Source organism: Pseudomonas sp. AM4(2022) (assembly GCF_036346515.1).
GTDB lineage: Bacteria > Pseudomonadota > Gammaproteobacteria > Pseudomonadales > Pseudomonadaceae > Aquipseudomonas > Aquipseudomonas paracarnis.
On the sequence record NZ_JAOTNW010000003.1, the window covers coordinates 103,833 to 115,935 of the forward strand.

Sequence of the window (12,103 nt, forward strand, 5' to 3'; positions counted from 1 at the left end):
ATCCCCCCGGCATTGCCCTGGCAACTGTACCGGTACAGTGTAGAGCGCCGGTTGATCGCTTGAAAAGCTGGCAGTTGGGGGCAAAACCTGGACATGTCGCTTAAGTGAAAGAAAAAGACAGAATTGCGTCGGGCTGCTAACCGCTTTCAAGGCATTCCTTGGCTTTCCTGGCAGTTTCAATCGCTACCTCATTTGCTACTGGGTTTTTCTGCCTGTGCGACGGAGCTATGATTGCGCCGATTTTTTACTCAGGTGAATTCCCATGACGCAAGAACCAAGCACCCTCTATGCCAAGCTACTCGGTGAAACCGCCGAAATTTCCTGGAAGGAGCTTGAACCGTTCTTTGCCAAGGGTGCCCTATTGTGGGTCGATGCCGGCCTGGATTTGATCGAGGCCGCCGAAGGCATGGCCGAAGACAACCGTGACAAAGTCGCCGCCTGGCTGGCTGCAGGCACCCTTGGCGAGGTGTCTGCGACGCGGGCATTGGACCTGGTCGAACGGGATCCAAGCTTATGGGCGGTGGTGGTCTCGCCATGGATCCTGATCCAAGAAAGGGCGAGGTAAGAATGTCGCGCACGAAAAAGGTGCGTATTTTTCACGCGCTGAAGTGTGTAGCCGAGTAACCGCTCAACGCGTGATGGCACCTTGCCGTAGAGAAAGGTCACAGCCGAGGGTGACGTAAGCGTCACGGGAACAGTTGAGGGCTGAAGGAATGAGTGGCGCAATTGTTTCCAGGTATGACCCGGCGTGAAGAGAAGCAACGATCACACCACCACTCCCCGTGCCTGGGTCTCAGCGAATCGGCCTGACAATAGAAGGCGGGCCGATACGCCCTGGCGCCGGGTCTTTTGACTGCGCAGCGTCGTTGCCCTCCACGCTGAGCGGATATAGCGGATTACGCATGGCAATCCCTTGCATCACGCCGATGATGTCATCGAAAGGCACCGCGGGGCTGAGCAGGTAGCCCTGAATGTAGTCACAGCCATGCTTGAGCAACAGCTCGAACTGCGCCTGGGTTTCCACGCCCTCGGTGACCACCTGCAAGTGCAGGGTGTGGGCCATGCCAATAATCGCCTGGACAATTTCACTGTCTGCGGTGGACTTGGGGATGTCCTGGATAAACGAGCGGTCGATCTTCAAAGTGTTGAGCGGCAAGCGCTTGAGATAAGCCAGCGACGAATAGCCGGTGCCGAAGTCATCGATGGCCAGTGACACACCCAGGGCGCGGATCTGCCGCAACAGTGCCAGGGTGCTGCTGATGTTGCCCATCAACGCGTTTTCAGTGACTTCCAGTTCCAGGCGGTTGGTGCCTATGCCGGCGAAGCGCAGGGCGTCTTCGATTTCGTCGGCCAGTTCGTCGCGCGCCAGGTTCAACGCCGAGCAGTTCACCGCCATGATCAGCTCGGTGTAGCCCCGGTCAGACAACAGGCTCAGGTCATGACAGGCTTGGCGCAATACCCAGTGGTCCAGTTCGGCGATCAGCCCGTTGTTCTCGGCGATGCCGATAAAGCGGTCCGGGGCCAGCAGCCCGTGTTGGGGGTGCTGCCAGCGCACCAGGGCTTCCAGGCGTGTGACCTTGCCCAGCTTCATGTCAAAGATCGGTTGATAAAACAGCACCAGCTGGCTGCGCGTACGCAAGGCGGCGCGCAGTTCTTCTTCCAGTTGCAGCTCAAGAAAGGCACGGGTTTTAAGGTTGGAACTGAAGAAGTTCAAACAGTTGCGCCCGGCATCCTTGGATTGGTACAGCGCCAGGTCGGCGGTTTTCAGCAGCTCTTCGCAGGTGTGGCCGTCCTCGGGAAACAGGCTGATACCGATGCTGGTGGTCATCACCATGCGTCGGCCGGCCAGTTCGATGGGCTCTTTCATCTTCTGCATGATGCGCTGGGCCATGTGCCGGGCTTCGTCGCGGTGATGAATATTGACCAAGATGCAGAACTCATCGCCGCCAAAGCGTGCCACTACATCTTCATGGCTGCGTATCGAGCCCTTGATATGCCCGGCGAGCACCGTGAGCAACTGGTCGCCCGCATCATGGCCCAGGCTGTCATTGATACGCTTGAAATGGTCTATATCAAGGAAGATCACCGCCAGCATGCCTTGGCTTCTGGTTTTTTCCGCGACTTTTTCCGCGAAGATCTGATTGAAACCACGACGATTGAGCAGGCTGGTCAGCGCGTCAAAGTGGGCCACTTGTTGCAGTGAAGCGCGGGCCTGGTCGAGTTCGCTGAGCAGCGCGTTGACCCGGCGCAGGTCGCGCTCCTTGTGTTGCAGCTTCTTGTCGGCCAGGGCTGCGCTGACGCTGCTGCCGATCACCAGCAAGGTAATCATCGCGACCGAAAGGCCCAGTTGAATCGGGTTGTTATCCGCCGGCAACGAAAGATCTGCGCCACTGGGCACCAACATTTGCATAGCCGCCATGCCGGTGAAGTGCATGCTCAGAATCCCGGCGCCCAGCACCAGGCTGGCGGCGTATTTGAGCAGTTGGTGAAACACGCCGGCACCGTTGCGCAGGTAACTGGACAGCAACAATGCGGCCAGGCTGGCGCCTATGGCAATCGCCACCGAGGCCAAAAACAGCCGTGTTTCGAAGTACACCTGGGCCTGGGAACGCATGGCTGACATGCCCACGTAGTGCATCAACGCGATACCCAGCCCCATCCACACCGAAGCCAGCAGGTACTGATGAAAACGCAGGTGGGTATGACTGAGGGTCTGCATGGCGAGCAGCGAGGCGATCAGGGCGATCAGCAGCGAGGCGAACGTCATGAACAATTCGTAGTGAATGGCGATGGGGGCCTGGAAGGCCAGCATGCTGATGAAGTGGGTCGACCAGATGCCGCCTGCCAGGCAACCCGCACCCAGCCAGCGCCAATGGCGTCGGGCGGTGGGGTCTTCGACATGGCCCACACGTTCGGCCATGTCCAGCGTACCGAAACCCGCCGCGCAGGCGACCAGGTACGCCAGCAGCACCAGAAACGGGTTATGACTGCAGTTGAGCAATAAATGCCCGCTGTCTGGAAGGTCGGTAAAAAAATGCTGCCCCAGCCATTCCATAGCTTATCCCGTCACAGAGCCATGTCACTGCCAGCGGCGATGACCTATGAGGTCGAGTATAGAAGTCTCTCTAGATTTGCCATGAGTAATGGCGTTTTGATCTCAAATTATTTTGATATGCCTTCCATAGCGTTTGGTGCTAAGCGCTGATGGGCAGGTCGAGTTCGAAGTGCAGGGCCTCCAGCGGGGCCAGGCCAAATGCGGCACGGGCGGCGTCGCAATCGACATTTTGCACGCCCTGGCTCCAGGACGCCTCGAACTCGCGACACACGCTGGAGCGCTGCTCATAAATTGAGCAACTGGTGGCCTGTCCGACTTCACCTTCAAGGCTGCAGCACCGTGCCGGTTTGCGGTCGGTGCCGATCATCGCCACGCGGCTGGGGTTGATCTGCACCACCAGGTCATCGGGCACCGTGCCCCCGGACGAGGCGCACTCACCCCAAAAGAAAGACACGCGAAAGTGTGAACAGCAGGCACCGCAATTCAGACACGGACTGGCTTCGGACATGGGCGTCATCAATAAGAAAAGTAGGAGGAGGGTGCTGCGAAAGGCTCGCCATTCTATCCGTGCCATGGCCGTTGGGAAGAGGGGCACGCACTTATATTTTCGTGGGCAAAATCCCCTGCTGCCTGGGTGAAATCATGCCCTATCAGCTTTACGAATCATTACAGACAATCACCGCCAGCCTGACTATGTTGCAGTGACCTGAGCAGGATGCACCGGGCATCACAGCTCTCATAACAATAAAAGAGACGGACCCATGCAGAACTCGACCCAAGCGGCGAATGCCTGGCGCATTCTGTTCCTGCTGTTCCTGGCCAACCTGTTCAACTTCTTCGATCGCACCATCCCCGCGATTATCATCGAGCCGATCCGCATGGAATGGCACTTGAGCGACTTTCAGCTCGGTATCATCGGCACCGCCTTTACCATCGTCTACGCCATTGCCGGGCTACCGCTCGGGCGCCTGGCCGACACCGGCTCACGCAGCAAGTTGATGGGCTGGGGCTTGTTCGCCTGGAGCGGGCTGACTGCGGTTAACGGCATGGTCGGCAGTTTCTGGACCTTCCTGCTGGTGCGCATGGGCATTGGCATCGGCGAAGCCAGCTATGCACCAGCGGCCAATTCGCTGATTGGCGACCTCTTTCCCGCCCATCGCCGCGCCCGCGCCATGGGGATTTTCATGCTTGGCCTGCCATTGGGCCTGTTGCTGGCGTTCTTTACCATCGGCGCGATGGTCAAGGCGTTCGACAGCTGGCGTGCGCCCTTCTTTATCGCGGCGGTGCCGGGGCTGATCCTGGCGGTGTTCATGTTCTACATAAAAGAACCCAAGCGCGGCGCGGCGGAAACCGTGCAAGTCTCCCAGGAGCGCGTTGACCGCCCGATCCGCCGCGTGCTGGCCGTGCCGACCTTCCTGTGGCTGGTGCTGGCCGGGCTGTGCTTTAACTTTGCCACCTATGCGTGCAACTCATTCCTGGTGCCGATGCTGCAACGCTATTTCCTCATGCCGTTGCAGGACGCGGCCGTCGCGACGGGCGTCATTGTCGGCCTGACCGGGTTGGTGGGCCTGACGCTGGGTGGCTGGATTGCCGACAAGATTCATCAGCGGGTCGCCAACGGCCGATTGTTGTTTGCCGCATTCAGCTTGATCATCTCCACGGTCACCACCGCCTGGGCATTGCATGCCGGGCGCGTCGAGATCGGAGTGTTTGTCGCGCTGTTCAGTGTGGGCTGGTTGTTTGCCTACAACTTCTATACCTGCGTGTATACCGCGATCCAGGACGTGGTCGAACCGCGTTTGCGCGCGACGGCGATGGCGCTGTTCTTTGCTGGGCTGTATTTGCTCGGCGGTGGCATGGGGCCGGTGGTGGTCGGGGCGCTGTCCGATCACTTTGCCCATTCGGCGATGTATGCGGCCGGGGCGCAGCAGATGACCGAGGCTTATAAAGCGGTGGGCTTGCATGACGCCATGTACCTGATTCCGGTGGCGCTGTTCTTGACCATGCTGTTTCTGTTCCAGGCCTCGCGCAGTTTTGTGCGGGATGCCAAGCGGATGAAGGAAGGGCTGAGTGCAGTTGAGGTGCCGGCAACTGCGGTAACGGCGTGAGACCGCGGTGACCCTTTCGCGAGCAAGCCCACAGGAGAATGTATTTCAAAATGTGGGAGCGGGCTTGCTCGCGAAGAGGCAATTACAGGCTCCGGTATTCTCAAGTGAATAAAAAGGCCCGCACTAAGCGGGCCTTTTACGTTCAGCGGATTATCAACCCGCCACCAACACTCGAATCGCTTCCAGTCGCAACGCGGCTTTATCGAGCATGGCCAGGCCTTGCTCGCGCTGGTTGCGCAGGGCAACCAACTCGCTGTCACGCACGGTCGGGTTGACCGCTTGCAGCGCGGTCAGGCGCGCCAGCTCTTCGTCGGTGTCTGCCGCCAGGCGACGCTTGGCTTCGGCCACACGCTCGGCGTGACGCGGGGCGATCTTCTCTTCACCGGCGTTGATGCGCGGTGTGAGTTGGTCACGCTGCGCCTGCACGAATTTGTTCGCGCTGGCCCGTGGCACGCTTTCCAGCTGGTCATTCAAGGTCACGAACGACACGCGGCCCGACAGGTCATTGCCGTTGGCATCCAGCAGGCAGCGCAAGGCGGCCGGCGGTAGGTAGCGGCCCAGTTGCAGGGAGCGCGGGGCGACCACTTCGCTGACATACAGCAGTTCAAGCAATACGGTGCCTGGCTTGAGCGCCTTGTTCTTGATCAGCGCCACGGCGGTGTTGCCCATGGAACCGGACAGCACCAGGTCCATGCCGCCTTGCACCATCGGGTGCTCCCAGGTGATGAATTGCATGTCTTCGCGCGACAGCGCCTGGTTACGGTCGTAGGTGATGGTCACACCTTCGTCGTCGCCCAGGGGGAAGCTGGCGTCGAGCATTTTTTCGCTGGGCTTGAGGATAAGCGCGTTTTCCGAATGGTCTTCGCTGTCGATGCCGAACGCGTCGAACAGGGTTTCCATATAGATCGGCAGGGCGAACTGGTCGTCTTGTTCGAGGATGTCCTCGACCAGTGCATCGCCTTCGCCGGCGCCGCCGGAATTGAGTTCCAGCAAACGGTCACGACCGGTGTGCAGCTCCTGCTCCAGGCGCTCGCGCTCGGCACGGGCTTCGTCGATCAGGGCTTGCCACTCGCCGTCGTCGGCGGCTTCCAGCAAGGGCAGCAGGCGCGGGCCGAACTGATGCTGCAAAGCGTTGCCGGTCGGGCAGGTGTTGAGGAAGGCATTGAGCGCTTCGTGGTACCACTGGAACAGGCGTTCTTGCGGGCTGGTTTCCAGGTACGGCACGTGCAGTTCGATCACGTGTTTCTGGCCGATCCGGTCCAGACGCCCGATACGCTGTTCCAGCAGGTCGGGGTGGGACGGCAGGTCGAACAGCACCAGGTGATGGGAAAACTGGAAGTTGCGGCCTTCACTGCCGATTTCCGAGCAGATCAGCACCTGGGCGCCGAACTCTTCATCGGCAAAGTAAGCGGCGGCGCGGTCACGCTCGAGGATGTTCATGCCCTCGTGGAACACCGTGGCCGGGATGCCGGAGCGCACGCGCAGGGCGTCTTCCAGGTCCATGGCGGTTTCGGCGTGGGCGCAGATCACCAGGACCTTGGTGCGCTTGAGCATTTTCAGCTGGTCGATCAGCCACTCGACCCGCGGGTCGAAGCGCCACCAGCGGTTCTCTTCCTCGACATCCGGTTGCGCCTGGAAGCTGACTTCCGGGTACAGCTCGGCGTGTTCGCCCAGGGGCAGTTCGAGGTATTCGTCCGGGTTCGGCAGCGGGTAGGCGTGCAGCTTGCGCTCCGGGAAGCCTTGCACCGCGGCACGGGTGTTGCGAAACAGCACGCGGCCGGTGCCGTGGCGGTCCAGCAGCTCACGCACCAGGCGGGCACTGGCTTCGGTGTCGCCATCGTTGACGGCGGTGAGCAGGGCTTCACCTTCGTCACCGAGGAAGCCTTGAATGGTCTTGTGCGCGGTCGGCGACAGGCGGCCCTTGTCCAGCAGCTCCTGCACGGCTTCGGCCACCGGGCGATAATTTTCGCTCTCGGCGCGGAAGGCTTGCAGGTCGTGGAAGCGGTTCGGGTCCAGCAGGCGCAGGCGCGCAAAATGGCTGTCCTGGCCCAGTTGTTCCGGGGTGGCGGTCAGCAGCAGCACGCCAGGAATCACTTCGGCCAGTTGTTCGACCAGCGAGTATTCGGCGCTGGCCTTGTCTTCGTGCCACACCAGGTGGTGGGCTTCGTCGACCACCAGCAAGTCCCAGCCGGCAGCAAACAGCGCGTCCTGGGCCTTCTCGTCGTCCACCAGCCATTCCAGCGCAACGAGTGCAAGCTGGGTGTCTTCGAACGGGTTGGTGGCATCGCTTTCGATAAAGCGCTCTTCATCGAACAGCGCAACCTGCAGGTTGAAGCGGCGGCGCATTTCCACCAGCCATTGGTGCTGCAGGTTTTCCGGAACCAGGATCAGTACGCGGCTGGCGCGGCCCGAGAGCAGTTGGCGATGGATCACCAGGCCTGCTTCGATGGTCTTGCCCAAACCCACTTCGTCCGCCAGCAACACGCGTGGCGCGATACGGTCAGCGACTTCGCGAGCGATGTGCAGTTGGTGGGCAATCGGTTGGGCGCGTACGCCACCCAAGCCCCACAGCGAGGACTGCAACTGGCGGCTGGTGTGTTCCAGGGTGTGGTAGCGCAGCGAGAACCACGCCAGCGGGTCAATCTGCCCGGCGAACAGACGGTCGCTGGCCAGGCGGAACTGGATGAAGTTGGACAGTTGGGTTTCCGGCAGGGTGACCTGCTCGTTCTGCCCATTGAGGCCGTGGTAGACCAGCAGGCCATCGACGTCGTCGACTTCCTGTACGGTCATTTTCCAGCCTTCGAAATGGGTGATGGTGTCACCCGGCGAAAACCTCACGCGAGTGAGGGGCGCATTCCGTAGCGCATACTGGCGAGTGTCGCCAGTGGCCGGATAGAGCACGGTCAACAAGCGGCCGTCCTGTGCCAGAACGGTGCCTAACCCCAGCTCTGCTTCGCTGTCACTAATCCAGCGTTGCCCCGGTTGATACTGCTGCGCCATGCTGCCTGACTCCCGCCGTGAAAAAGCCGACTATGTTAACGGAACACGGCCCGGCGCCCAAGAACTCTGACAAAAACTACGCTGTTTGTACGGGCAGGCGGAAATTGAATCGACGGGTGGCGGGCACTTGAGAGTGTCGACTGAGTCACAGCTTGGCACGCGGGTGCTCAAGTCGCCCTGCCACCCGCCGACAGCCTGTTGATCAGGAGAGTAATTATCATGCTGCCACCCATGCTGCCCGTCAGTGTTGTGCCGGTCACGTCGCAACTCGACCCGGCACGCCAGAAGCCGGATATTCCGCCGGTGGTGCCCGTTCAACCGGGCTCCAACGAGAGCACGATCGACCTGAAAAAAGGCGATGCCGAGCAATCGACCTTTCTGCTGCGCGAAGAGCAGCGTCGCCAGCAGGAGCAGCAGAAACGCCGGCGCGAAGCCGATGACGACGCGCAGCAGCATTTGCCGATTCCCGGCGACTTGCTCAACGCTGACAACACCGTGCCCGTGGCGCCGCTGATCGAAGACGCGCCGCGCCAGGGCCTGTGGGTGGATATCGAGGTTTAACCGTTCAGTTCGCGCAGGGCCTTCACCAGTAACTCAATCTCGTCATCGGTGTTGAGCGGGCTGACGGAGATGCGTGCAGCGCTGGTCAACCCGCGTGCTTGCATGTCCAGCGGGGTGTAGGCCACGCCATTGGCGCCGATGTTGATGCGCTTGCAGCCCAGGCGTTGCTTGAGTTCAAAGCTATCCCAGCCGGCCAGGTTGAACGCGATCAAGCCTGAATGCGTGTTGCCCAAGTCATGCAGGGTAATTCCCGGTATCTGACGCAGTGCTTCACGGATTCGCGCTCTGGTTTGCGAGACCCTTTGCCATACCCGCTCAATCCCCAGTTGATTGATCTCGTGCAACGCATTGCCCAGGCCGGCCAGCAGGGCGAAAGACATTTCGCTGGTTTCAAAGCGCCGGGCGTCGTTGCGCAGGTCGAAGCCTTCGGCGGTCCAGGGCGCTGAAAACACGTCGCGCTGGGCCGGGTTCAGGTGCGCAAGGAAATCCGGCCTGATGTACAGCAGTGCGGTACCGCGAGGCCCGCGCAGGTGTTTGCGGCCGGCAGACTTGAGCACATCGCACTGCAACGCTTGCACATCCACCGGCAGCTGGCCGACGGCTTGGCCCGCGTCGATGAAGTAGGGGATGGCATGCCGCCTGGCCACATCGCCGATGGCCTGGGCCGGGTTGATCAAACCCCCGTTGGCCGGCAGCCAGGTGAGGTCGATCAGCTTCACCTTGGCATCCAGCATCGCCTCCAACGCCATCGGGCAGACCGCGCCGCTGGCATCACAGGGGATGACCTCCACCCGCGCCCCGGCTTGAATGGCCAGTTCCATGCTCGCCAGGTTACCGCCCCATTCGTGGCGCCCCACCAGAATTCGATCGCCTGGCTGCCATGGCCCCAGCGCCTGGAAGGCCATGCTCCAGGCCGTCGAGCCACTGCTGGCGAAGGCAATCGCTGAGGCGGGCGCATTGAGCAGTTGCCCGGCGGCGCGGCGGGCCTTTTCCACTAAGACGGCACCCTGTTCTCCGGCCTCCATCGGGCCGTCGCGGGCTTCGCGCTGCAGCTGTTCGATGATGGCGTCGAGCGTCGCCTGGCTGGGCAAGGAGGCTCCAGCATGATTGAAGTGCACGATGCCGGACTGGCAACCGGGCGTGGCTTCTCGCAAGTGCTGCACTTGCAGCGGGCTCATGGCTGCAGCTCGAAAATGGCGTCCACCTCCACGGCGACGCCAGCCGGCAAACTGCAGACCCCTACGGCGGTGCGCACGTGTCGGCCCTTGTCGCCGAGGGCGTTGACCAGCAGGTTCGAAGCGCCATTGGCGACCAGGCTTTGGCGCTGGAAGTCGGCGCTGCTGGCAATGAACACGCCCAGACGCAGGATGCGCACCACCCGCGACAGGTCATCGCCCAGCGCATCGCTTAATTGCCCAAGCAGGCCCAGCGCCGCCAATTCCGCCGCTTGGGCGCCATCTTCATCGCTGAGAGAATCGCCCAGCCGGCCAATGTAGGCGGGTTTACCATCGATCATGGGAATTTGCCCCGAGATGAACAGCTGGTGTTGGCTGGTCACATGATTGATGTAGTTGGCCGCGGGTTGGCTGGGTGTAGGCAGTGTCAGGCCGAGGGCGTGTACGCGCTGGCGGATGGAGTCGGTCATGGTGAAATCCTCTGGTGTCAGAAGGTTCCAGCATGTTGGCGGTGGCGAGGGGCGACAAACGGATAGATCTCAACCGACGTATCGAAAAAACTCACCCGTCGGCGCACGCTTGCTTCAACCACTGACTGAAGCATTCAGCCGCTTCACTGAGTGGACCCTGGGGGGCGATCAGCCAATAGCCGATGTCGCTGTGATAGGGCGGCCAGTCAAAGGCCTCCACCAGGCTGCCGTCCTGGAGCCTGCGTTCAATCAGACGATGGCGGCCCATGGCGATACCCTGGCCGGCCACGGTCGCTTCGACCACGATGTTGTAGTCATGCAGCATCACGCGGGGGTGGCGGTCGAGGTTGATCTGGTAATGGGCGGACCAATCGGTCCACTCGAAAGGGCGGTGCGAGGTCGCCATCAACAACGGACCTGTGGCGACCTGTCTGGCCTTGAACGCGGGGCTGCATACCGGTGACAGGGTTTCGGTCATCAGGCGTGTGGCGAGCACGTCGGGCCAGTCGCCCTTGCCGTAGCGGATGGCCAGGTCAACTTCGGCCGTGGCGACGTTGGCCAATTGAATCGCGGGTAGCAACTCCACCTGGATATGCGGGTGGCGCTGTAGAAACTCGGCCAGGCGCGGCGCCAGCCACAACGTGGCAAAGGACGCTAGCAAGCCAATACGCAACACACTGGCGCTCGGCGCGCCCCGCTGGCTACGTGTTGCAGCGGCGATGGCGTCCAGGGCAGGGCGTATTTGCGCGTAGTAATCTTGCCCGGCCAACGTCAGGTCAATCGCACGGGTTCGCCGGATAAACAGCGGCTTGCCCAGGTGGTGTTCGAGCTTATGTACCTGGTGGCTCAGCGCACTTTGGGTCACCGACAACTCGTTCGCCGCCTTGATAAAACTCAAGTGCCGCGCCACGGCCTCGAAGGCGCGCAGGGCCAGCAGCGGTGGAAGGTCGTTGTGCAAGGCCACCTGGATGCACCTCCTGGGCAGGGTAGAAAGTGCCGATTTTGGTCGATGGCCTGCATTTTGTCGCCCGCTTAATTGCCGTCGGGCGGGGCAGGCCGCATTATTGAGGCATTCTCGCCACGACGTAAGCCAAGCCATGAGTGATGACGACAAGCTGATCGACCTGAACGCCGAACGTGCCAAGCGCGTGCACGACCTTAACGACAAGCGCCTGAATGAAGTGCGCCAAGCCTTTGAACACGCCATGCCCTTGGGCAAGCCCAAGAAGAAGTCGAAGAACAAACCGAAAAAACGTTGAAACGCCCTGCATCTTTTGATGCAGGTCAGTTATTCCCCTTCTTTACGCCCCGTTGTGGGCGACATTGATCCTGGTCAATTTCCCGCTGTGCCTTCTCTATTAACTTAGCCCTATCGCAACAGGGCAAGTGCAGGAGGCCGGTCATGTTTTTCGATAATGTGGTTTTTGCCGGAGTGCTGACTGTTAGCCTCATGGTGCTGTTTTTTGTAGGGTTTGGATTTTTTATCTGGAAAGACGCGAACAAGCGTAAAAAACCTTAAGTCTTTCCGGGTTACATGAGCACGCAAGGCATTTTGGGCGACTTCGGTCGCCCTTTTTTTTGGATCGTTCCCACGCTCCGCGTGGGAACGCATCCCGTGACGCTCCGCGTCACCCGTGCGCCAGTGGGACGCGGAGCGTACGCGGCGGCATTCCCACGCAGAGCGTGGGAACGATCATAAAAAAAGGTGCGACCCTCGCGGATCGCACCTTTTTT

11 protein-coding genes are annotated in these 12,103 nt (G+C 60.7%); 5 read left to right on the plus strand and 6 right to left on the minus strand.

The genetic code is table 11. The features are described from left to right. Positions 1-262 precede the first annotated feature (262 nt). Positions 263-565, plus strand: coding sequence for a DUF2288 domain-containing protein (locus ODQ19_RS05175; protein ID WP_014717281.1), 303 nt, complete (start codon positions 263-265; stop codon positions 563-565). Positions 566-793: 228 nt separating this feature from the next. Here the strand turns inward: ODQ19_RS05175 and ODQ19_RS05180 are convergent, their stop codons facing one another. Then, positions 794-3,055 (minus strand): putative bifunctional diguanylate cyclase/phosphodiesterase, encoded by a 2,262-nt coding sequence (locus ODQ19_RS05180; protein WP_330209480.1) that lies wholly within the window; start codon positions 3,053-3,055, stop codon positions 794-796. A gap of 139 nt (positions 3,056-3,194) precedes the next feature. Beyond that, positions 3,195-3,563 (minus strand): YkgJ family cysteine cluster protein, encoded by a 369-nt coding sequence (locus ODQ19_RS05185; protein WP_330209481.1) that lies wholly within the window; start codon positions 3,561-3,563, stop codon positions 3,195-3,197. Between the two features lie 253 nt (positions 3,564-3,816). On the opposite strand from ODQ19_RS05185, the gene ODQ19_RS05190 reads away from it, so the two are divergent. Continuing rightward, positions 3,817-5,163: a spinster family MFS transporter gene (locus ODQ19_RS05190; RefSeq protein WP_116668153.1), complete on the plus strand. Its 1,347-nt coding sequence runs from the start codon at positions 3,817-3,819 to the stop codon at positions 5,161-5,163. Positions 5,164-5,316: 153 nt separating this feature from the next. On the opposite strand, the gene rapA is transcribed toward ODQ19_RS05190, so the two are convergent. Beyond that, positions 5,317-8,163, minus strand: coding sequence for an RNA polymerase-associated protein RapA (rapA, locus tag ODQ19_RS05195; protein WP_330209482.1), 2,847 nt, complete (start codon positions 8,161-8,163; stop codon positions 5,317-5,319). Positions 8,164-8,382: 219 nt separating this feature from the next. Here rapA and ODQ19_RS05200 point away from each other — a divergent pair, with 219 nt between their 5' ends. Then, positions 8,383-8,724, plus strand: coding sequence for an aspartate-semialdehyde dehydrogenase (locus ODQ19_RS05200; RefSeq protein WP_116668154.1), 342 nt, complete (start codon positions 8,383-8,385; stop codon positions 8,722-8,724). Here ODQ19_RS05200 and ODQ19_RS05205 read toward each other — a convergent pair. From ODQ19_RS05205 to ODQ19_RS05215, 3 genes are all read right to left on the minus strand, one after another. Further along, a complete protein-coding gene (locus ODQ19_RS05205; RefSeq protein WP_330209483.1) occupies positions 8,721-9,902 on the minus strand; it encodes an aminotransferase class V-fold PLP-dependent enzyme in 1,182 nt (393 codons plus the stop codon). The two genes, ODQ19_RS05200 and ODQ19_RS05205, sit on opposite strands and share 4 nt — an antisense overlap. After that, entirely contained in the window at positions 9,899-10,369 is a 471-nt protein-coding gene (locus ODQ19_RS05210) for a RidA family protein (RefSeq protein ID WP_330209484.1), read from the minus strand. Before ODQ19_RS05210 ends, ODQ19_RS05205 begins: the two co-directional genes overlap by 4 nt. A gap of 91 nt (positions 10,370-10,460) precedes the next feature. Then, entirely contained in the window at positions 10,461-11,333 is an 873-nt protein-coding gene (locus ODQ19_RS05215) for a LysR substrate-binding domain-containing protein (protein ID WP_330209485.1), read from the minus strand. A 133-nt stretch (positions 11,334-11,466) separates the two neighbouring features. Between ODQ19_RS05215 and ODQ19_RS05220 the strand changes: the two genes are divergently transcribed. Further along, the gene (locus ODQ19_RS05220; RefSeq protein ID WP_165861666.1) at positions 11,467-11,628 is read left to right on the plus strand and encodes a hypothetical protein; all 162 of its coding nucleotides are present in this window, start codon (positions 11,467-11,469) and stop codon (positions 11,626-11,628) included. A 143-nt stretch (positions 11,629-11,771) separates the two neighbouring features. Beyond that, positions 11,772-11,888 (plus strand): cytochrome c oxidase subunit CcoM, encoded by a 117-nt coding sequence (gene ccoM / locus ODQ19_RS05225; RefSeq protein ID WP_019817835.1) that lies wholly within the window; start codon positions 11,772-11,774, stop codon positions 11,886-11,888. Positions 11,889-12,103 lie beyond the last annotated feature (215 nt).